Source organism: Rubrivivax rivuli (assembly GCF_004016505.1).
GTDB classification, from domain to species: domain Bacteria; phylum Pseudomonadota; class Gammaproteobacteria; order Burkholderiales; family Burkholderiaceae_C; genus Rubrivivax; species Rubrivivax rivuli.
Map to the genome: position 1 here is coordinate 137,704 of NZ_SACR01000006.1, position 20,543 is coordinate 158,246.

At 71.6% G+C, this 20,543-nt stretch carries 20 protein-coding genes and 1 riboswitch; of the genes, 14 read left to right on the plus strand and 6 right to left on the minus strand.

The window, feature by feature from the left end:
• Positions 1-50: 50 nt before the first annotated feature.
• Entirely contained in the window at positions 51-761 is a 711-nt protein-coding gene (locus tag EOE66_RS19155) for a DUF2225 domain-containing protein (protein ID WP_128230351.1), read from the plus strand.
• Positions 762-908: 147 nt separating this feature from the next.
• Positions 909-1,316, plus strand: a complete 408-nt coding sequence (locus tag EOE66_RS19160; protein WP_128230352.1) for a DUF2784 domain-containing protein — start codon at positions 909-911, stop codon at positions 1,314-1,316.
• 144 nt (positions 1,317-1,460) lie between these two features.
• Here the strand turns inward: EOE66_RS19160 and EOE66_RS19165 are convergent, their stop codons facing one another.
• Positions 1,461-2,027 (minus strand): DUF427 domain-containing protein, encoded by a 567-nt coding sequence (locus tag EOE66_RS19165; RefSeq protein WP_128230353.1) that lies wholly within the window; start codon positions 2,025-2,027, stop codon positions 1,461-1,463.
• Between the two features lie 257 nt (positions 2,028-2,284).
• Here EOE66_RS19165 and EOE66_RS19170 point away from each other — a divergent pair, with 257 nt between their 5' ends.
• From EOE66_RS19170 to EOE66_RS19210, 9 genes are all read left to right on the plus strand, one after another.
• The gene (locus tag EOE66_RS19170) at positions 2,285-3,517 is read left to right on the plus strand and encodes an MFS transporter (RefSeq protein WP_128230354.1); all 1,233 of its coding nucleotides are present in this window, start codon (positions 2,285-2,287) and stop codon (positions 3,515-3,517) included.
• 195 nt (positions 3,518-3,712) lie between these two features.
• A complete protein-coding gene (locus EOE66_RS19175; protein ID WP_128230355.1) occupies positions 3,713-4,780 on the plus strand; it encodes a calcium:cation antiporter in 1,068 nt (355 codons plus the stop codon).
• A 97-nt stretch (positions 4,781-4,877) separates the two neighbouring features.
• Positions 4,878-5,249, plus strand: a complete 372-nt coding sequence (locus EOE66_RS19180) for a hypothetical protein (protein ID WP_128230356.1) — start codon at positions 4,878-4,880, stop codon at positions 5,247-5,249.
• A gap of 76 nt (positions 5,250-5,325) precedes the next feature.
• On the plus strand, positions 5,326-6,033 hold the full coding sequence (locus EOE66_RS19185) for a hypothetical protein (RefSeq protein ID WP_128230357.1): 708 nt from the start codon (positions 5,326-5,328) through the stop codon (positions 6,031-6,033).
• Positions 6,034-6,060: 27 nt separating this feature from the next.
• Complete coding sequence (locus EOE66_RS19190; RefSeq protein ID WP_128230358.1) at positions 6,061-6,417, plus strand: cation transporter; 357 nt, start codon at positions 6,061-6,063, stop codon at positions 6,415-6,417.
• The gene (locus EOE66_RS19195; RefSeq protein ID WP_245479108.1) at positions 6,414-6,863 is read left to right on the plus strand and encodes a hypothetical protein; all 450 of its coding nucleotides are present in this window, start codon (positions 6,414-6,416) and stop codon (positions 6,861-6,863) included. The genes EOE66_RS19190 and EOE66_RS19195 overlap by 4 nt, the downstream gene beginning before the upstream one ends.
• A gap of 166 nt (positions 6,864-7,029) precedes the next feature.
• Positions 7,030-7,116: riboswitch (cyclic di-GMP riboswitch) on the plus strand.
• 92 nt (positions 7,117-7,208) lie between these two features.
• Positions 7,209-9,341, plus strand: coding sequence for a S8 family peptidase (locus tag EOE66_RS19200; RefSeq protein ID WP_128230359.1), 2,133 nt, complete (start codon positions 7,209-7,211; stop codon positions 9,339-9,341).
• 100 nt (positions 9,342-9,441) lie between these two features.
• Positions 9,442-10,485 (plus strand): tetratricopeptide repeat protein, encoded by a 1,044-nt coding sequence (locus EOE66_RS19205; protein ID WP_128230360.1) that lies wholly within the window; start codon positions 9,442-9,444, stop codon positions 10,483-10,485.
• Positions 10,482-12,056, plus strand: a complete 1,575-nt coding sequence (locus EOE66_RS19210; protein WP_128230361.1) for a tetratricopeptide repeat protein — start codon at positions 10,482-10,484, stop codon at positions 12,054-12,056. Before EOE66_RS19205 ends, EOE66_RS19210 begins: the two co-directional genes overlap by 4 nt.
• A gap of 52 nt (positions 12,057-12,108) precedes the next feature.
• Here the strand turns inward: EOE66_RS19210 and EOE66_RS19215 are convergent, their stop codons facing one another.
• The 3 genes from EOE66_RS19215 to EOE66_RS19225 all read right to left on the minus strand — a co-directional run bounded on the left by EOE66_RS19215 (position 12,109) and on the right by EOE66_RS19225 (position 14,866).
• Positions 12,109-12,726 carry an exopolysaccharide biosynthesis protein gene (locus EOE66_RS19215; RefSeq protein WP_128230362.1) on the minus strand — a complete coding sequence of 206 codons (618 nt, stop codon included), beginning with the start codon at positions 12,724-12,726 and terminating at the stop codon, positions 12,109-12,111.
• Positions 12,727-12,789: 63 nt separating this feature from the next.
• On the minus strand, positions 12,790-13,977 hold the full coding sequence (locus EOE66_RS19220) for a Bcr/CflA family efflux MFS transporter (RefSeq protein ID WP_164885177.1): 1,188 nt from the start codon (positions 13,975-13,977) through the stop codon (positions 12,790-12,792).
• 91 nt (positions 13,978-14,068) lie between these two features.
• On the minus strand, positions 14,069-14,866 hold the full coding sequence (locus EOE66_RS19225; RefSeq protein WP_310733112.1) for a siderophore-interacting protein: 798 nt from the start codon (positions 14,864-14,866) through the stop codon (positions 14,069-14,071).
• Positions 14,867-14,934: 68 nt separating this feature from the next.
• Here EOE66_RS19225 and EOE66_RS19230 point away from each other — a divergent pair, with 68 nt between their 5' ends.
• From EOE66_RS19230 to EOE66_RS19240, 3 genes are read left to right on the plus strand one after another with little or no spacing between them, the layout of a single operon-like run.
• Entirely contained in the window at positions 14,935-15,402 is a 468-nt protein-coding gene (locus EOE66_RS19230) for a MarR family winged helix-turn-helix transcriptional regulator (protein ID WP_205702753.1), read from the plus strand.
• Between the two features lie 6 nt (positions 15,403-15,408).
• A complete protein-coding gene (locus EOE66_RS19235) occupies positions 15,409-17,775 on the plus strand; it encodes an ATP-dependent DNA helicase (RefSeq protein ID WP_245479109.1) in 2,367 nt (788 codons plus the stop codon).
• A 33-nt stretch (positions 17,776-17,808) separates the two neighbouring features.
• Entirely contained in the window at positions 17,809-18,765 is a 957-nt protein-coding gene (locus tag EOE66_RS19240; RefSeq protein ID WP_128230365.1) for a CysB family HTH-type transcriptional regulator, read from the plus strand.
• A gap of 21 nt (positions 18,766-18,786) precedes the next feature.
• Here the strand turns inward: EOE66_RS19240 and EOE66_RS19245 are convergent, their stop codons facing one another.
• Both EOE66_RS19245 and EOE66_RS19250 read right to left on the minus strand, forming a co-directional pair.
• Positions 18,787-19,305, minus strand: a complete 519-nt coding sequence (locus EOE66_RS19245) for a YqhA family protein (protein ID WP_128230366.1) — start codon at positions 19,303-19,305, stop codon at positions 18,787-18,789.
• A 71-nt stretch (positions 19,306-19,376) separates the two neighbouring features.
• On the minus strand, positions 19,377-20,522 hold the full coding sequence (locus EOE66_RS19250; RefSeq protein ID WP_164885178.1) for a serine hydrolase domain-containing protein: 1,146 nt from the start codon (positions 20,520-20,522) through the stop codon (positions 19,377-19,379).
• Positions 20,523-20,543: the final 21 nt, after the last annotated feature.

The following is a 20,543-nucleotide window of genomic DNA, read 5'->3' on the forward strand; positions in this document are numbered from 1 at the left end:
GGAGATGCAGCACGCCGAAACGGCGTCAAACACTTCCAAGAGGACTCCAAGTGCGCTTCAAACACAAACTGTCCATGGCCTGCTGCGCTGTTTCAGCGTTCATCCTGCCCGCGCAGGCCTTGACGTTTGGAAGCGTTGAGCTTGTCTGCCCGATCGACGGAAAGAAGTTCAAGGTCAACACCGTCTTGTCGGGCACAGAGTTCGGCATGTGGCTTGACATGAAGCCCATCGGTCCAACTGCAGCGCCGTGGCCGCTGGAAAAATGCCCAGACAACGGGTTCATCATCTACAAGCAGAACTTCTCCAAGGCTGAGTTGGAGACCTTGGGCCAGTACGTGCAAAGCGAAGGGTATCGAGCCCTGCTCGATTCACATACGAATTACTACGTGGCCTCCAGACTTCAAATAGAGGCCCGGGAGTCATCAGCGCGCATTGCAACCACGCTCTTGCGAGCGACTTGGGAAGCTCGCGGTCAAGAGCAATACATCGCCTACGCAACAGAGGCGCTGCGCTGGTATGAACAAGTCTTGAAGGAGCGCTCCCCCGAGGACAAAGAGTACGTCACCGCGACACTGGTCGCAGGCGAACTCGAGCGTCGCCTTGGCCTCTTCGAGCAAGCCAAGAAGCGATTTCTTGGCATTCCAGATCGAAGCGCTTTGCGCTCACCATTGGACAAGATCGTCGAACTGCAACTGGCACTCATCGAGCAACGGAATTCGCATCCGGCCAAGGTACCAACGACAGAGAGAAAACCAAAGTGACGACCAAGCCCTCACTCAGGCGAAGCGCCAACGCCATGCCACCGGGCCTGGTCTGGCGGAACACGGTACGTTTTTGCCAGCCCGGGCCGGGCGTCTCGCCATCGTCGCCCGTTTGGCTCGAAAGTTAGCCGTCGCAAGTCATTCACCGTGCCTTATCAAGCGCTCGCAAACGCGGTACTGCTGCTTCACTTCGCTGTCGTCATCTTTGTCGTGCTCGGGTTGCCGGCCATCCTCATCGGCAACTGGCGCGGGTGGGCCTGGGCAAAAAAGCTCTGGTGGCGCTTGGCTCACCTGATCGCCATCACGGTGGTCGTTGTTCAGGCGTGGCTCGGTCAGTACTGCGGGCTCACCATATTGGAATCCAGGCTGCGCGAGCAAGCCGGTCAACTCGGCTACGAGCGCAGCTTCATCGAACACTGGGTGCAACGGCTGCTGTACCACGAGGCGCCGCTTTGGGTCTTTGCAGCGGTCTACACCGCGTTCGGTGCGCTTGTCGCCTGGTCATGGTTTCGCTACCCACCGACCGTACGCCCCGCATTGCGCAGGGATGCCTGAAACCATGCCCATGCGGATCACCAGTCGGCGCGCACTGAGAACTGGTGGTGCCGGGTATCTGGCAACACCCGTTCGAAGCGACAGCTCTGCGGATGGAGGGGGCGTCGCGACGCGGTGCCTCCAGCCTTTGCCTGACGCCCACCCTCACCAGGTTTCGCTGCCCGCCTCGCCCTTGAAGGGCCCAGCCAGATCGGGCGTGACCCAACCCCCGTAGAAGTTGCCAGGCTGCGGCGTGGCCGGCAGGCCCCCAACGGTGCACTCCAGGCCGCGCGCATAGAAAGCCACACATCCGGCCAGCGCCTCGGCTCCAGCCAGCGGCTGCGGGTAACTCCAGGCATGCGAGGGCAGTTGGCGCTTGCCGTCGATCAAGCTCCAGTGGCGGGCCGGGCCTTTCCATTCGCAGAATGAGCCGCCTGGCGTCGGATGAAGCAGATGGCGCGCGACATCGGCCCAAGGAACGTAGTAGGTCGGCGGGTGCGCAGTCTCAAGGACGCGCACCGCACGCGTGGTGCTCGCCACCGGCACGCCGCCCCAGACGATGCGCACCTCTCGCGGCTCGGGCGCCAACACCGGCGGACGTGGAAAGTCCCACACCGAGGTTTGGCCCCGCCCGGGCTCATCGGCAAAAGGCGGCCGCGTCTGACCGCGCCAGCGCCATTGCTCGCGCGCCTCGTGCAGCCAGGGCGGTGGGGACGGCGTCGGCGAATTCATCTGAGCAAGGCTACTCGAGGTGCCTCACGGCTTCAAAGCCGGGCTTGGTTGGGCTCGGCGCCCGAGGCGGCTTTGGGTTGCTGGCCGCCCTGCGCGACAAGCAGAGCCGGCCGAGGCTGCGTCTTGCCGCGCGTTCAATCACAGGTTCGGGGTCGCCCCGGGCTGCCTCCATGCGCCGAAGCCGGCGCTGTTGCACGGACGCAGCCCCTCGGGCCAAGCCTGAGAATCCCTCCAGCCCCGAACCACCCAACACCGCGTTGAACGACAAGTTGAGCCCATCCGCCAAGGCACCCACCGCCGTCGGCCTGTACCTGGCTGGCGTGCAGTTCCTGTTCGCGGTCGGCTGGATCGTCTATGTGATCTATTTGCCGGCGCTGGCGGCGCAAGCCGGGCTGCCCAAGTCGGCCGTGCCGTGGCTGTTGCTCATGGACCAATTGATCTTCCTTGCCTGCGACCTGGCCGTGGGTGTCTGGTCAGACCGGGCGGCGGGCGTGCTCGGTCGCATCGGCTGGGGGGTGCTGGGCGTCACCCTGCTGTCCACCGTGGCCTTCCTGGTGCTGCCCTGGGTGGCGCCGCGTGGGTCGCCGGGCCTGTTCGTGGCCATCACCGCGCTCTGGGCAGCCACCAGCGCGGCGTTGCGGGCACCGCCATTGACCTTGCTCGGCCGTTACGTGGCCAAGCCCGCCGTCCCTTGGCTGGTGAGCCTGGTGTTGCTGGGCACCGGCATCGCTGCCGCCATCGGCCCGTACCTGGGCCTGACGCTGAAGGGGCTGGACCCGCGGCTGCCCTTCGCGCTGGCCGGGTTGTCGCTGGCCGCCATCACGGCCGGCATGGTGTGGGCCGAGCGGGCGCTGGCCCAACGCCAGGCTGCTGAGCGCGCGGCCGGGATCGAGACCGCGGCGGCGCCGCCGGCTTCGCGCACACGACGAGATGGCGTGGCGCCGATCCTGGGCTTCCTGCCGGCCGTCTTGCTGGCGGCGGCGGCCGCTCAGGTGCATGCCCATCTGCTCGCCGCGCCGCTGTACCTGCGCCTTGCGCCCGCATCGATGCTGCCCATGCTGCTGCCGGTGTTCTGGGTCGGCTTCAATCTGGCGCTGATGCCAGCGAGCCTGGCCGTCACACGTTTCGGCGCCTGGCCGGTGATGGCTGGCGGTGTGCTGGCGGCCGCCGCGTGCAGCGCAGGCGTCTGGAACGCCACCTCGCTGGAGGCGATGCTGCCCCTGCAAGGCCTGGCCGGCGCGGCGTGGGGCGTCAGCTTGATGAGTGCGTTCTCGGCCGCCGTGTTCTTCGGTCAGGTGGGCCGCGAAGGCTTCATGGGTGGCGCGCTCAACTCAGCCCTGGCGGCGGCGGCGCTGTCGCGCATCGCCGTGGTCACCTTCGTCGCGCCAGCGCCAGTGGTGGCTGCGCAATGGGGCTGGGTTCCGGCCCTGCTTTTCGCCTTGAGTGGGGCCCTGTTGTGTGCCATCGGGTCGCGCAGCGGCAGCGCTTGATGCATGCATGCTGCGCTGTGACGCGCGTGACCCCAGTTCTTTGCCCCTGGCCGCCCCGCCCAAGCGACAGTCGCTCGCTGCGTTGTTGCCACTGACGCGCCAAGGGCTCCGGCACGGCGCTCTACGATCGGGCACGGCATCACCACCGGCCGGCCATTCCGCGCCGCTCCATCGTCCCACGACCGCCCCACCCACATGCCGCTCTGGTTCATCGCCCTGCCTGCCGCCGGCGCCGCCTTGCTCGGCGCCACTTTCGCCCTGCCACTGAGCGCCTGGCTGGCCACGCTGTGCGGCGTGGCGCTCATTGGCGCCGTCATCGCCGCCGTGCACCACGCCGAGGTGGTGGCCCACCGCGTGGGCGAGCCCTTCGGCACGCTGGTGCTGGCGGTGGCCATCACCGTCATCGAGGTGGCGCTCATCGTCTCGCTGATGCTGGCCGGCGGCGAAGACAAGGCCACGCTGCCGCGCGACACCATCTATTCGGCGGTGATGATCATCTGCACGGGCGTGGTGGGCGTGTGCCTGCTGGCCGGCGGCCTGAGCCACCACGAGCAGAGCTTCCGGCTCGAGGGCACGAACTCGGCGCTCTCGGCGCTGGTGGCCCTGGCCGGGCTCTCGCTGGTGCTGCCCACCTTCACCACCAGCTCTTCGGTGGGCACCTACACCTTCTCGCAGCTGGCCTTCGTGGCGGTGTCGTCGCTGGCGCTGTGGGCGGTGTTCGTGTTCGTGCAGACCGTGCGCCACCGCGATTACTTCCTGCCGCAGAAGAACGCCAGCAACGAAGACGTGCACGCCCTGCCGCCCAGCAACGGGCAGGCCTGGGCCAGCTTCGCGCTGCTGATGGTCTCGCTGGTGGTGGTGGTGGGGCTGGCCAAGCAGCTCTCGCCGGTGATCGAGGCCGCGGTCAGCGCAGCCGGTGCGCCCAAGACGGTGATCGGCATCGCCATCGCCCTGCTCGTGCTGCTGCCCGAGACCTGGGCCGCCGTGCGCGCCGCGCTGGCCGACCGCCTGCAGACCAGCATGAACCTGGCGCTGGGCTCGGCGCTGGCCAGCATCGGCCTGACCATCCCGGCGGTGGTGGTGACAGCCACGCTGCTGGACCTGCCGCTGGTGCTGGGCCTGCCGCCCAAGGAACTGGTGCTGCTGGCGCTGACCTTCCTGGTGGGCGCCATCACTTTGGGCACCGGCCGCACGAACGTGATGCAGGGCGCGGTGCACCTGGTGCTGTTCGCGGCCTTTCTTTTCCTGTCGCTGGTGCCGTGAAGGGGCGCTGCTGGCGCGGTCCCGCTGCAAACACCCGGCCCGCGCAGGGCTGCCCGCAGCGGGGCACACTGCCGCCGCTCGCCCTGAACAGACAGACATGCCGTCGTTCACCACCCTGCGTCAGAGCCGCCAACTGTGGGGCGGTTTGCTGCTGGGCGTGTTGCTGGCCCTGCTGCCTCTGCGCGGCTGGGCCGAGGTGGCGATGCACCTGGCGGCGGCTGCACCCTTGGCCAAAGCGGGCGAACTGGTCCTGCCGCCCTGCCACGCTGCGATGGCGGCCGACGAGGGCAGCACGCCCGAGGGGTCGAGCACCGGCTGCTCGCTGTGCTCGCTGTGCCACGGCACGGCCCTGTGCCTGGCCGAGGCCGGCATCGGGCCCATCAGCGCCGCCACCAGCGCCCCGGAGGCCGCGCCCCAAGGCCACGGCCCGCCCGTGCTGCCACTGCCTGAACGTCCACCCCGGGCCTGACGAAGCAACCTGGCCGCCGACGGCGGGGCAAGGCCCTGCGTCGGCGTGATCTGCCTTTGCCTTCGTCAGGAACCCGATGAACCTTTCCCTACCCCGGGCGCTGGCCGGCCTCGGCTTGCCGGCGCTGCTGGCCGCGGCCACCTTGGCGCTGCACGGCCCGGCCACGGCGCTGCCCATGGGCCCCTATGAGAGCTGGATGCTGATGGTGGACAGCACACCGTCCACGCGCAGCCTGGCCGCGAACTACGCCCTCGTGCCAACCTGGGCGCCCGGCGGCGTGCTGCGCCGCTGGGACGAGCCGGTGGCCCACGGCGCCAGCCTGCGGCGAGAAAGCGCGGGCCTGAGCCTCACGCACCGCCTGCACCGCTGGAACCTGCCGCACGCGCAGGCCAACCTGTGGCTGCAAGGCGAGGCCGGGCAACTGCGCCGCGCCGGCGGCCACGGCCAGATCGGCGGCCGCGGCACCTATGGCGCCGCAGCCTTCATGGCCGATTACGAGACCACGCGCATCTACTTCGGCGGCAGCCTCAAGGCGCTGCGCAGCGAGGGCCGGCTGCGCCACGACGTGGCGCGCCTGCGCACCGGCTTCTCGTTCTGGGAGGCCGAGTACGAAGGCATACAGCCGTGGCTGCTGATCGAAGCCGAGCGCACGCGCTACAGCCCCGGCGCGATGCAGGAAAGCACCCTGCTCACACCGATGCTGCGCTTCATCCACCGCCGCTGGTTCGTCGAGATCGGCGTCAACCGAGACGGCGGCATGTTCAACCTGATGTTCAACCACTGAACCCGGACCCCATCCCGAAAGAACCCCATGAAGAAGATCCTCACCGCACTCGTTCTCGGCGCCGCCGCCCTGGCCGCGACGGCCCAGACCCCGGCGCCGGGCGCGCCCACTGCCGACGCGGGCACCGTCAAATTCGCCGTCAACGGCATGGTCTGCGCCTTCTGCGCGCAGGGCATCGAGAAGCGCCTCACCAAGATGAGCGAAACCGGGCCGCTGTACATCAACCTGGCCAAGAAGGTGGTGGCCGTGCAGCCCAAGCCGGGCATGAGCATCGACGTCGCGAAGGTCAAGGCCGAGATCGTGGAGGCCGGCTACGAGGTCACCTCCACGCAGGCGGTGCCGCAGACGGTGGCGGCGATCCGCGCCGAGATGAAGGGCAAGTGAAGCAGCCCTCAGGAGCGGGCCCCAATGCCCCGCGCGCGCGCGGCGACGACGGGCGCGCCGAACTGCGGCAATCGGCGCTGTCGGCCTGGCTGTCGCTGCTGGCGAGCTCCAGCACGCTGGTGTGCTGCGCTCTCCCGGCGCTGCTGGTGATGCTGGGTGCGGGCGCAGCGCTGTCGGGCCTGGTGGCGGCGGTGCCGCAGATCGTGTGGCTCAGCGAGCACAAGGGCTGGGTGTTCGGCACGGCCAGCGTGCTGATGGCGGCCGGCGGCGTGCTGCAGTGGCGCAACCGCACGGCGCCCTGTCCGCTGGACCCGCAGCTTCGCGCCGCCTGCCTGCGCACGCGGCGCTGGTCGCTGGCGGTCTATGGCTTCTCGTTGCTGCTGCTGGCTCTCGGTGCGACCTTTGCATTCGTGCTGCCTGGGTTGATGGGCAGCGGCGAGGGCTGAGGGCGGCGGGCTTCGTCCCGCGGCGGCACCGCTGAAGGGCACCCGCCCGCCAAGCGCGGGCTCCGGCGGCAATTGCGCACACCCGGCACCGGCGAAAACGAGTCACAATATGTCACTGCTTGTTACAGCGGTTCGGCTCTGGTGAGCGAACCCCGGCAACAGGCACGTCTACTGAGGGCAAACCTGCCGAAAGGCAGGGACGCAAAGCCACCGGCCTAAAGCACGCAAGTGCCATGGCAGCGGGGTTGCCAGCCTGCCGGGCCTGCCCGGCGCGCGAGACCGCGGTCTCGCGAGGGCTGTTCCAGCGTGGCCCTCGCCCCCAGACCCCTTGCGAGCGTGCGGCCCATGACTTCTGCTGTTTCCCACCCCCTGCGCCTGTCCACCGCCCTGGCGGCTGCGCTGTTGCTGGCCGCCTGTGGCGGCGCCGACAACGTGGCTGTCTCCACCGAACAAGGCGCGGCCGGCAGCAGCGAAATGCGCCGCTTCGCGCTGTGGACGCCGGCCGAAGAAGCCGGCCTGCAGGCCGAGCAGCGCCAGATCGACCCCACCGCCGACGGCAGCGAGGTGCGCCTGATCGTGCGCCTGAACCCGGCCTCGGTGACCGTGAACGAGCGCGCCACGATGCTGGGTGCCGGCAGCACCGGCGAGAGCCCGAGCGCCGCCGCGCTGCAGGAAGCCCGCCTGAACGCCAAGGCCAGCGCCGTGGCCAGCACCGCGCAGGCCGTGATGGCGCGCTCGGTGCTGCAGGCCGCGCCCGGCGCCGTGGTGCGCCAGCAGTTCGCGCACGCGGTGGAAGGTTTCGTGATCACCGTGCCCTGGGCTCAGGCGCAGGCCGTGGCCGACGCGCTCGCGCAGGACGTGGGCGTGGACGCGGTGGAGCCCGACCGCCTCTTCAAGACCGGCCAGACCGCCGGTGTGCGCACGCTCGACGCCCGCGCCTGGGGCGTGGACCGCATCGACCAGCGCACACGCAGCTTCGACAACAGCTTCCGCCAAACGCTCACCGGCGCCGGCGTGAACGTCTACGTGATGGACACGGGCGTGAGCCCGCACAACGAGTTCGGCAGCCGCCTGGTGGCCGGCTTCAGCACCATCAACGACGGCCGCGGCACGCTGGACTGCAACGGCCACGGCACGCACGTGGCCGGCAGCGCGGCCGGCAGCACGCTGGGCGTGGCCGCCGGCGCCCGCGTGGTGCCGGTGCGCGTGATGGACTGCAGCGGCAACGGCAGCGGCAGCGCCATCCTGGCCGGCATCGACTGGGTGGCCGCGCGCGGCGTGAAGCCCGGCGTGGTCAACCTCAGCCTGGGTGGCAGCGCCTCCTCCACGCTGGACGCCGCGGTGCAGCGCCTGGTGAGCACCGGCTACACCGTGGTGGCCGCGGCAGGCAACAGCAACGTCGACGCCTGCACGCAATCGCCGGCGCGCGCGGCCGGCCTCGTCACCGTGGCCGCCAGCGACCGCAACGACCTGAAGGCCAGCTTCTCCAACTGGGGCCCCTGCGTGGCGCTGTGGGCGCCGGGCGCGGGCATCGCCTCGGCCGGGCACGCCGCGCCGAACGCGGTGGTGACGATGAACGGCACCTCGATGGCCGCGCCGCACGCGGCCGGCGCCGCCGCGCTGCTGCTGCAGGCCAGCCCTGCGGCCGCCCCGGCCACCATCCGCCAGCAGATGCTGGCCCAGGCCACCGCCAACGCCGTGAGCGGCGCCCCGGCCAACACCGCACGGGGCCTGCTGTATGCCGGGCTGGATGGCGCTGCGGCGGGTGGCACGCCCACCCCCACGCCGACGCCCACCCCGGCACCCACCGTGCGCACCGTGTCGGTGAGCAGCCTGGTCTCGGCCACCAGCGTGCCGGCCATCGGCCTTTGGAGCGCCGCGGTCACCGTGAAGGCGGTGGACCAGAACAACCAGCCCGTGGCTGGCGCGCGCGTCGCGGCGCGCTACTCCAACAGCAGCAGCGAGTTCGCCTGCACCACCAACGCCCAGGGGCTGTGCGCGCTGAACAGCGCCGCCGCGAACTGGGCACAGACGCCGGTGCTGGGCCTGGCCATCACCGGCGTGCAAGGCACGGAGCTGGCCTACACCGGCGGCGGCCTGCGCAGCGTGCAGGTGGCGCGGCCGGCCGCGCCGGTGGCGCGCATCGCCACGCTCACGGGCAGCATGGTGCGCAGCGCGCCCACCGCGGCCGACTGGGTGCCGCAGTTCACCGCGGTGGTGAAAGACGCCAGCGGCGCCAACGTCGGCGGCGCACTGGTGCAGGCCACCCTGCAGGTGCATGCCGGCGCCAGCGTGGTGGGCCTGCAGACCGTGAGCTGCGAAACCAGCCCCGGCGGCCAGTGCGTGCTGAAGTGGACGGGCCCCCGCCTGAACGCCACACACACCGGTGCCCGGGTGCAGGTGATGAACGTGCAGCGCACCTTCCTCAGCTACACCCCCGGCCCCCTGACCCAGGCGGCGGTGGGCCGCACGAACTGAGCGGCCTTCTGCCGAAGCCCCGCCCGTGCGGGGCGTGAGACGCGGCGGCGGCGTTTGCGGCGTAGGCAGGGGAGGACCCCTTGCCTTGGAGAACGCCGCCATGCCCACCTGCCTGCACAGCCCCCAGCCTGCCGCCCGGCGCGCACCGTCGCGCGCTGCCTCGTTCTTCCGCCTCCTGGCCCCCCTGGCGGTCGCGCTCTGGCTGCCCGCCGTCTGGGCCCAGGGCAGCGCCGCGCTCGACAAGCGCCTGGACGAGGCCCTGTCCCTGCGCAAGGCCGGCCAGACCACGCAAGCCCGCGCCATCCTCGACGAGCTGGTGGCCCAGGGCCACGCCAAGGCCATGGCCGAGCTGGCCGACGCCCTGCGCACCGGCAATGGCGCCGAGAAGGACCCGGCGCGCGCGCTGCCGCTCTTCGAGAAGGCGGCCGACGCCGGCAACCTGTGGGCCGTGCGCATGGTCGGCTGGATGTACGAGAAGGGCGAGGGCGTGACGGCCGATGCCGCCAAGGCCCTGGCCGCCTACACCCGCGCCGCCGACAAGGGCGACAGCTGGTCGGCCGCGCAGATCGGTGACATGTACTTCTCGGGCAGCACCGCCACACCCGCCAACGCGCCCGAAGCCATGCGCTGGTGGCAACGCGCGGCCAAGGGCGGCAGCGCCTTCGCGATGAACGCCCTGGGCCGCCACCATGCCACGGGGCTGGAGGGCGTGCCCAAGAACCCCGACGAGGCCCACTACTGGAGCGTGCGCGCGATGGTGGCCGGCCACGAGGGCGCCAAGCAGCGCCTGCTCGAAGCCAGCTACCGCTCGCCCACGGACGTGATGGCGGCCTTCAACCGCATCGTGCAGAACGCGGGCGGCCGGCTGCGCGTGGCCAACTACAAGGACGACGGCATCAACGGCGGCACCTTCACGCTCTACCGCACGGCCGACGGCAGCGCGGGCGGCAACGTGGTGTGGATGATGGACTTCGGCGTCAAGCCTTCGCCCGAGCTGCGCACGGTGATCGCAGCCCGGGTGCGCAAGGCCAACCAGGCCGACGAAAAGGAAGGCCGGGCCTGGCGCGAAATGATCCTGCGCGAGCTGAACCTGCCCCTCCACCAGGTGGCGCCGCAGATCTTCGAAGCCGATCTGCGGCCATGAGAAGGGCCCTCGGGACGGGCTGGCACGCCCGCCTGCTGCAGCTGGGCGCCTTGTGCGTGGTGTGCAGCCTGCTCGCCCCGCTGGCAGCGCAGGCGCAGTCCAGGCTCGGCTACTACCGGCGCGACGCCGACGAAGCCAACCGCCAGCGCATGGCCACGCAGTTCCGCAACGACGCAGCCCGCACCGAACGACGCCTGAACGAGCTGCGCCAGCGCAACAGCGCGCCCGGCAGCACCAGCACGGGCGGCAGCACCAGCGGCAGCACACGCCCGGACAGGGCCGCGGTGAGCCCCTTGTCGGGGTTCAGCGGCGGTGGCGGCGGTGGCGAGGGCGGCCCGGCGGCCATCGAAAGCAGTGTCACCACCACCGTGCGTGTGCGCGAGACCGAAGCCGAAACCGCCGCGCGCATCCTCGCCGAAGCCCTCGCCGGCCAGGCCGAGGCGATGTGGAACGCCGGCCGCCTGCTCTACACCGGGGGCTACGGCGGCGTGGCGCGCAACGACGCGCAGGCGCTGGCCTGGTTCCGCAAGGCGGCCGAAGCCGGGCATGCCGGCGCGGCCACGGCGGTGGGCGAAGCCCTGCTCTTCGGCCACGGCGTGCCCGCGCAGCCGGCCGAGGCCCTGCGCTGGCTGCGCAAGGGCGCCGAAGGCGGCGAGCCGCGCGCGCAATTGCAGTGGGGCATGGCGCTGCTGAAGGGCGAGGGCGGTATCGCCACCGACGCGGCCGCCGGCCGGCGCTGGCTGGATGCCGCCGTGCAGGGCGGCGAACGCCACGCGCAGTGGCTGGCCGGCTCCGAGCGCCGCCAAGGCGGCCTGTGGCCGAAAGACCCTGCCGAAGCCCGCCGCCTGCTGGCGCTGGCCGCTGCGCAGCAGCAGGCCCAGGCCCTGGCCGAACTGGGCGAGATGCACGCAGCGGGCGAAGGCGGCCCGCGCGACCTGGCCGAAGCCCGGCGCCTCTTCACGGCCGCGGCCGGCCTGGACGAGCCCGGCGCGATGACCAACGCGGCGCTGATGGCCTACCGCGGCGAAGGCGGCCCGGCCGACCCCGCGCAGGCCACCGCCTGGTTGCGCGCCGCCGCCGGGCGCCTGAACCACGCCGACGCGCAGTACGCGCTGGGCGCGCGGCTCTTCGAGGGAGCGGGCCTGCCGCAGGACAAGGCCGAGGCCGCCACCTGGCTGGCCCGCGCGGCCGCGCAGCAGCAGCGCGACGCGCTGGGCCTTTACGGCGCGCTGCTGACGTGGGGCGAGGGCGTGCCACAAGATGCCGCGCGCGGCGTGGCCATGCTGCGCGCCGGCGCACAGGCCGGCGCCGTGCTGGCGGCCGAGTACCTGGGCGACGTGCTCTTCAACGAGCGCGGCCCCGTGCCGCAAGACCTGCCCGAGGCCGCGCGCTGGAACCGCACGGCCGCCGAGGCCGGGCGCTGGGGCGGCATGCTGCGCTACGGCCTGGCCCTCAAGCACGGCCTGGGCGTGCCCCAGAACCGGCGCGAGGGCTACCGCTGGCTGCGCGAGGCCGCCGACCGCGGCATGGCCGCGGCGCGCGAGCACCTCGATCCGGCCGACGCGCGCTGAGCCCGGCTCGGCACTGCGGTCGACGGCCGCTCAGGCCGGTCTCCAGCCCCGATCAGGCCCACAGGCGGGGCAGCCAGCTGGCCGCCCAATCGGTGGCCAGCACCGAGATCAGCACCAGGCCGCCCACCGTGAGCGCAGCGGTGCCCAGGCCCAGCAGCACCGCCAGGCCGTCGCGGAACACCAGCCCCAGGCCGATGAGCACCAACGCCACCGCCGGCAGCACGTTGCCGAACGGGATGGGCATGATCAGCACCGCCGCCATCAAGGCCACGGCCACCGCCAGCACCGCACCGCCGCCACCGCTGGCCAGCGGCTGCAGGCGTTCACGCGAAAAGCGCGAAGCCAGGCCGTAGACGCTGGCCAGCGCGCCCAGCACCTTCTGCGCCCACTCGCGCGACATCTCGAACTCGGCCACGCGCCGCGGCAGGGTGGCCGCCAGATCGCCGCGCCAGATGGCGACGGCCAGCGCCAGCAGGCCGAGGCCCAGCACCGTGCCCGTGCCGGGGATGGGCAGCACACAGGGCACAGCCATCATCAGCAGCAGCGCGCCATGGGCCGAGCCGGCGTTGGCGGAGCTCTCGTGCAGCTCGGCCAGCGTGGCCACGCTCACGCGTTCACCGGGCAGGTCGGCGGCAGCGCTGCGCAGGCGGTGGGCGATGTGTTCACTCATGGACCCGATTGTCCCCGGCGGGCCCGGCGAGCCGCCGCACCGGCCCCAGTCCTGGCAGGGCTGCTAGGCCGTGACACGCGCCGCCGCCCGCTCCAGGCGGGTGGCCACCAGCGCCGCCGCCAGCGACAGCAGCACGCAGCCCATGATCAAAACCAGCAGCGTCGTCGGCGTGGCCGAGCGCTCCACCGCCACGGCGGTGAGCGTGCTCAGCACCGCGCCCAGCGCCATGGCCAGCGCGCCGCTCAGGCCGGCGGCCGTGCCGGCCAGGGCCGGGCGCACCGACAGGGTGCCGGCGTTCGCGCTGGGCAGCGTCAGCCCGTTGCCCAGGCCGACGAAAACCGTCAGCCCGAACAGCGCCACGGGGTGCGAGATGCCGGCGGCGAACACGGCCAGGGCCAGCGCCACCGCCACCACCGACACCACCCGCCCCGAGATCAGCAGCACGCCCGTGCCAAGGCGGCGAGCACGGCGCGCACTGAAAGCGGCGCCCACGAGGAAACCACCGGTGATCGAGCCCACGCCCAGGCCCACCTCGGCGGGCGACAGGCCCCAGGCCGCAGCGCCCACGTAGGGCACGCCCGTGACGAAGACGTAGAAGGCCCCCACCGAGAAGGCCGTGCACAGCACGTAGGCCCAGTAGCGTGGCGACTGCAGCAAGGCCCCGGCGTCGGCCCAGCGCGGCGCGGGCAGGCCCGGCGCGCGCGTCTCGCCCATGTCGGCCCAGACCAGCACCCACAGGGCCGCGCCCATCAGCGCGTAGAGCGCAAACACCGAGCGCCAACCCAGGGTGACGTCCAGCACACCGCCCAGCAAGGGGCCCAGCATCGGCGCCACCGCCATGGCCGAGGCGATCAGGCTCAGCTTGGCGGCGGAATCGACGGCCGAATGCTGATCGCGGATGGTGGCGCTGGACACCACCGCACCGGCCACGATCACGGCCTGCATCACGCGGCAGGCCAGCAGCACGGCCACGTCCTGCGCCAGCATGCAGCCCAGCGAAGCCAGCGCGAAGGCCGCCAGCGCACCCAGCATCACCGGCCTGCGGCCGAGCCGGTCGGACAGCGGGCCCAGCACCAGTTGGCACACCGCCGAAGCCAGCATGTAGCCCGAGACCACCAGCGCCGTGACCGCCTCGCGCGCCGCCAGGTCGCGTGCCATCGACGGCAGCGAGGGCAGCAGCATGTTCAGGGTCAGCGCCGACAACGCGGTCAGCAGCGTCAGCGTGATCAGGCGGGGAGGCGAGCGGTGCAAGAGGGGCATTGTGATCGACGGCGCGGCGACCGCGTGGCCGGCCCATGCCTGCACAGGTGCTGCCGCCAGAGGACGGGCGCTGTGGCGCGACTCAGGCCTGCAGCGTCTCGTGGTGCGCCGCGGCCCCGTGTTTCCAGTAGGCGGCGGCCCGCACGGCACGCGTGTCGAGCCCACGCTCGGCCACGAGAACCTGGCGCACAGCGGCCATGGCGGAGGCCTCGCCCGCACACCACGCATAGCCCGCGCCGGCAGGCACGGGCAGGCTGCGCAGCAGGGCCAGTGCCGCAGCGGCATCGGCCACCCAGTGCAGCTGCAGCACCGCCGCGGTGGGCAGGGGCTGCCGTTCGGCGGCGTCGGGCTCGATGAGCACCACCGTCGCCGCGGCGCCGGCCGGCAGTTCCGCCAGCCGGCGGGTGATGGCCGGGCGTGCGCTGGCATCGCCCACCAGCCACTGCCAGGGCAGGGCGGCACGCAGCACCATCGAGCCGCGCGGGCCGCCCACCGCCACCGTCTGCCCCGGCGCGGCTTGCGCCGCCCAGGTGGCGGCGGGGCCGTGGCCGTGCAGCACGAAGTCGATGGTGAGTTCGCGCGCGGCGGCATCGAAGTGGCGCGGGGTGTAGTCGCGCATCACCGGCGGTGCGCCGGCAGGCATGCCGGCAGCGGGGGGCACGAAGAGCTTGACGTGGTCGTCGAAGGACAGGCTCACGAAGTCATCGAGATCGCTGCCGCCCAGCGTGATGCTGCGCACCGCCGGGCTGGGCGCCTGCACACGCAAGACGGTGAGCACGCGGCGCTTGAGTTCGTGGCGCACACGCTGAACGAAAGCCGAGGCGTCATCGGCCGCGGCGGGTGGGGCCGAGGGGGCCGGCAGGGAGCTTGCAGGGTTCAATGTGTGATCGCGTGGTTGATAATGTCAACAATCTAGCCCGATTGGTTGACCACGTCAACCATTCAGCCATGAAGCCGCCGAAACCCCGCAACAACACCCCGCCGCCCGCCGCCGAAACCGCCGCGCTGCAACAGCTGATGGGCCTGTTCGGCGCCGTGAAGCAGGCCTTCCGTGAAGAGCTGACCGGCGGGGCCGAGGCCAGCGGATCGCCCGTGGCCTTGCGCCTGCTGCTGCTGTGCCAGCGCCAGCCCGGGCTCACGCAGCAGGCGCTGGTGCAGGCCACGGGGCGCGACAAGGGCCAGGTGGCGCGCCTCGTCAAGGAGCTGCTGGACCAGGGTCTGCTGCTGCGCGAGCCCCACCCCGAAGACAAGCGCAGCCATTGCCTGCGCCCGAGTGCGGCCGGGCTGCAGGCCTGCCGCCGCTTCGAGCAGGCCGAGGCGGCTGTGGCGGCCCGGCTCTTTGGCGACCTGCCGGCCGCCACCTTGCAGGCCATGCGTGACGAACTGCAGCGCCTGCAGGCGCGGCTGCGGGGCTGAATGCCGGTGGAAGAAACCCCCGCGCCCGCCTGGCGGTACACCGTCTCGGTGCGTGAACTCTGCGAGTTCACGGCCAAGCACGGTGATCTCGACCGCCGCTTCACGCCCAGCGCCACCGCGCTGGAAGGCCTGCAGGGCCAGCAGGCCGTGGCCAGCCGGCGCGGGGCCGACTACGAGACCGAAATCGCGCTGCAGGCCGAAGAAGGCGGCCTGCGCGTTCGCGGCCGCGCCGACGGTTACGACCCGCGCCGCCGCACGCTGGAAGAAGTGAAGACGCTGCGCGGGCGGCACGAAGACATCCCCGACAACCGCCGCCTGCTGCACTGGGCGCAGCTGCAGACCTATGGCGCGCTGTTCTGCCGCACGCGCGCTGTCGAGGAAGTGGCGCTGGCGCTCGTCTACTTCGACACCCTCACGCAGACCGAGACCGAGCTGCGCCAGGTGTTTGGTGCGGCCGAACTGGAAGCGCTTTTCAAGCAACGCTGCGCAGCCTTCGCGGCCTGGGCCGAACAGGAAGCGCTGCACCGCCAGGCGCGTGATGCCGCACTGGCCACCCTGTCCTTTCCACCGGGCCGCTGGCGGCCCGGTCAGCGCCTGCTGGCCGAAGCCGTGTACCGCCACACCGTGCGCGGCCAGGCGCTGCTGGCGCAGGCGCCCACCGGCATCGGCAAGACCATCGGCACGCTCTTCCCGCTGCTGCGCGCCGTGCCGGGGCAGGGCGTGGACAAGCTGGCCTTCCTCACCTGCAAGGGCACCGGGCGGCTGACGGCGCTGGAAGCGCTGGGCAGCGTGCGCGAGACCATGCCGGCACAGCCGCTGCGCGTGCTGAGCCTGGTGGCCAAAGAGCAGGCCTGCGAACACCCCGACAAGGCCTGCCACGGCCAGGCCTGCCCGCTGGCGCTGGGCTTCTACGACCGCCTGCCCGCCGCGCGCGCCGAGGCCGTGGCAGAAGGCTGGCTGGACGCCACCGCGCAGCGCCGCATCGCGCTGCGCCACGGCCTGTGCCCCTACTACCTCGGGCAAGAGCTGCTGCGCTGGGCCGACGTGCTGGTGGGCGATGTGCACCACCTCTTCGACCCCAACGGCCACGCCTGGGGCCTGGCGCAGGCCCTGGGCTGGAAGCTGGCGGTGCTGGTGGACGAAGCGCACAACCTCGTCGAGCGCACCCGCGCGATGTACAGCGCGGAGCTGCCGCTGGCGCTGCTGCAGGACACCGCGGCCACCGCCCCGGCCGCCCTGCGCGCGCCACTGCGCCGGCTGGCCGCGGCCGCGCGCGAGTGGCTGGCCAGTGCCAGCACACCCTACGAGGTGTGCAAGGAGCCGCCCGACGATTACGTGCAGGCGCTGCAGCAGGCCAGCGGCGCGCTGGCCGACCACTTCCAGCAACTGCCGCTGGCCACCGGGCCGCTGCTGAACTTCCACTTCGAACTGCAGCGCCACGCCCGGCTGCTGGAGACGCTGGGCCCGCACACGCTGCTGGCGCTGCAGACCGACCCTGACACCGCGCACGACGGGCAGGGCGGCCGTGCTGCCATCGTGCTGCACAACGTGGCGCCGGCGCCCTTCCTGCGGCCGCGGTTCGCAGCGCTGCACAGCGCAGTGCTGTTCTCCGCCACCATAGCCCCGCCGGCCTACGCGCAGCGCCTGCTGGGCCTGCCCGAGAACACCGGCTGGCTCGACGTGCCGCCCGCCTTCCCGCCCGAACACCTGCAGGTGCGCGTGGCCGCGGGCCTGTCCACGCGTTATGCCGACCGCCCGGCCTCGCTGCAGCGCCTGGTGGGCGTGCTCGCGCGGCAGTTCGATGCCCACCCCGGCAACTACCTCGCCTTCTTCAGCAGCTTCGATTACCTCGCGCAGGCCGCCGAGCGCCTGGCTGCGCTGCGGCCCGACATCCCGCAATGGCGGCAAGACCGCCGCATGGGCCCGGCCGCGCGCGAAGGCTTTCTGGCGCGCTTCCAGCCGCAGGGGCAGGGCATCGGCTTCGCGGTGCTGGGCGGCGTGTTCGCCGAAGGCGTGGACCTGCCCGGCCCGCTGCTCATCGGCGCCTTCATCGCCACGCTGGCACTGCCGCCGGTGTCGCCGCAGCAAGACGCGATGCAGGAGCGGCTGCAGCAGTTGCTGGGGGCCGACGACGACGCAGAGCCCCTGGGTCCGCCCGAGCTCGTGCCGGCGATGCAGAAGGTGGTGCAGGCCGCCGGCCGCGTGCTGCGCACGCCGGAAGACCGCGGCTGGCTGTGGCTGCTGGACGAGCGCTACACACGGCCCGAGGTGGTGGCGCTGCTGCCGCCGTGGTGGGGCCTGGGCCCTGCTGCGGAAAACGCATCAGCTGACTCGAAAACCTTCCTGGCCGCAGCGGCCGCGGCTTCCGAATAATGGAAGGTTGCGCGCTGCCATGAAACCGACCCCATGAACTTCCAGCAACTGCGCTCGGTGCGCGAGACGGTGCGCCAGGGCTTCAACCTCACGCTGGTGGCCGAGGCGCTGCACACCTCGCAGCCCGGCGTGAGCCGCCAGCTCAAGGAGCTGGAGGACGAACTCGGCATCGAGCTCTTCGTGCGCGCCGGACGCCGCCTGCTGGGGCTGACGCCACCCGGCCAGGCCATGCTGCCCATCATCGAGCGCCTGCTGCAGGAGGCCGAGAACCTGCGCCGCGCCGGGGCCGACTTCGCCAGCGCCGAACAGGGCCTGCTGACGGTGGCGGCCACGCACACGCAGGCGCGCTACGCGCTGCCCACCGCGGTGCGCGATTTCCGCGCGCAGCACGGTGGCGTGGTGCTGCACCTGCAGCAGGGCTCACCGCGGCAGATCGCGCAGATGGTGCTGGACGGCCACGCCGACCTGGGCATCGCCACGGAGGCGCTGGCCGACTTCCCCGATCTCGTCACGCTGCCCTGCTACCGCTGGACGCACACCGTGGTGGTGCCACCGGGCCACGCGCTGGCGCAAGAGGCCGCGGCGGGGCAGAAGCTCACGCTGGCGCGGCTGGCGCAGTGCCCGCTGATCACCTACGAAAGCGGCTACACCGGCCGCAGCCACATCGACCAGGCCTTCCAGCGCGAAGGTCTGCGGGCCGACATCGTGCTGCAGGCGATGGACGCCGACGTCATCAAGACCTATGTCGAACTCGGCATCGGCGTGGGCGTGATCGCCTCGGTGGCCTTCGACGAAGCGCGCGACGGGCACCTGGTGGCGCTGGACGCGCGCCACCTCTTCGCCACCAACACCACGCGCGTGGCCGTCAAGCGCGGGGCCTACCTGCGCGGCTACGTCTTCGACTTCATCCGCACCTTCGCGCCCACGCTCACGCGGGCGGCTGTGCAGGCGGCGCTGGATGGCGCGCAGCCCGAGGCGCACAGCATCTGAGCTGGCGCGCGCCGGGTGCGACTAGTGCTGGTCGCGCGTGAGCCGCTCCGCGAACGAGATGCCGATGGCCGCGAGCACGAATGAGAAGTGGATCACCGCGATCACGGCCACGATCTTCGTGTTCTCCAGCGACAGGTCGCCGCTGAGGTAGGTCTTGAGCGCGTGCACGCCCGAGATCGAGATGATGGCAAAGGCCAGCTTCAGCTTGAGGTTGTAGGTGTTGACGTGGTCCAGCCAGTCGGGTTTCTTGATGTCCTTGCTGTCGAAGTGCCCGGTGGTCACGAACAGCGACACACCCGCCAGCGCCACCACCCACACCAGCTGCGCCACCATGGTCATGTCGACCAGCTCCAGCACCTTGATGATGAGGTCGATCTTCTCGATGCTGCCCGTGAGCAGCGTGTTCATCAGCTTGTAGGTCTCGAAGATGAACTTGCCGAGGATGCCGAAGATGATGGCCACCAGCCCGACGTAGAAGAAGAGCATCGTGAAGCGCATGCCGTAGAGCAGCGAGCCGATGCTGGCCAGGATCTTTTCCATGGAAGGTGGGGGCGAAGCCGGGGTTCAGGATGGCGCGCAGTATCGCGCCCGGCGCGCCTGGGGGTTTCGGCTCACCGCGGCAGCGTTGCCGCCGGGCCCTCGGCGGCAGTACACAGCGCCGCAGCCAGAACGTCATGCGAGAAGCCCTTGCCTTGCCAGATCTCGCCGAAATCGAAGTCGGCCTGGTTGCTGAACATCACGACCGAGACGCCGCGCGCCGGCACGATGATGTTGCGCGCCTGGATGCCGCCCACGTAGCCGCGGCGCTCCACCAGTTCCACGGGCTCGGCACAGCCGGCGATGGGCGCGGTGAAGGCCCACACCCCCAGGCCGGCATAGCCCCACTTCGGCTCGCCGGTCCACATGGCCTGGCGCGAGGCCGCGCTGACCAGGCGCCCGGCCAGCAGGGCGCGGTTGAAGGCCAGCAGGTCGCGTGCCGTGCCTTCCATCGCGCCGCCAGCGCCATAGGTGGCCATCACGGGCTGGGGCACGGGCTGGCGGCGGGCGTCCATCGCCACCGCCATCGCCCGCGTGCGGCCCTCGTTCAGCCGCAGGCTGCGCAGCTTCAGCGGCTGCGCCAGGCGCTGCTGCATCAGCTGAGGGATGGTCTGGCCAGTGAGGTGCTCGAGCAGGCCGGCGAGCACCAGTGTGTCGCAGTCGCCGTAGTAGAAGCGCTCGCCCGGAACGGCCGTCGCCGGCCCGGCACAGAAGCGCAGCGCGTCGGGCTGCCAGGGCGGGCCCTTGCGGCGGTAGAAGGACCACACGCCATCGGGGTCCCTGGGGCTGTTGTCGGGGTGCGCCAGGCCAGACAAGTGCTGCATCAGGTGCCGCACGGTGATCTGCGCGGCGTTGGGTGCCTGGAACGCCGGCCAGCGCTCGGCGAGCGTGTCGTCCAGCTTCAGCTGCCCGGCATCCACCAACTGCATGGCCATGGTCACCGTCACCTGCTTGCTCACCGAGCCCCAGCGCCACACCGCGCCGGTCTTGTGCGCCACATCCGGCTGGCGCCGGGCCAGGCCCACGGCGTGCTCGAACCACACGCTGTCGGCGTCGGCCACCAGCACCTCGCCCGCGAAGCCCTGGGCCTGCGCGGCGTTCACCGCCTGCCCCAGGCGGGCTGGCGTGCCGGGCGGGGCGGCGGCAGCGGCCGGGCCGCACACCAGGCTCGGCAGTGTCGCGGCGAGAGCAGTCAACACGAAACGGCGATTCGGGGTCATCAGCGGGTCCTCCTTCAAGGC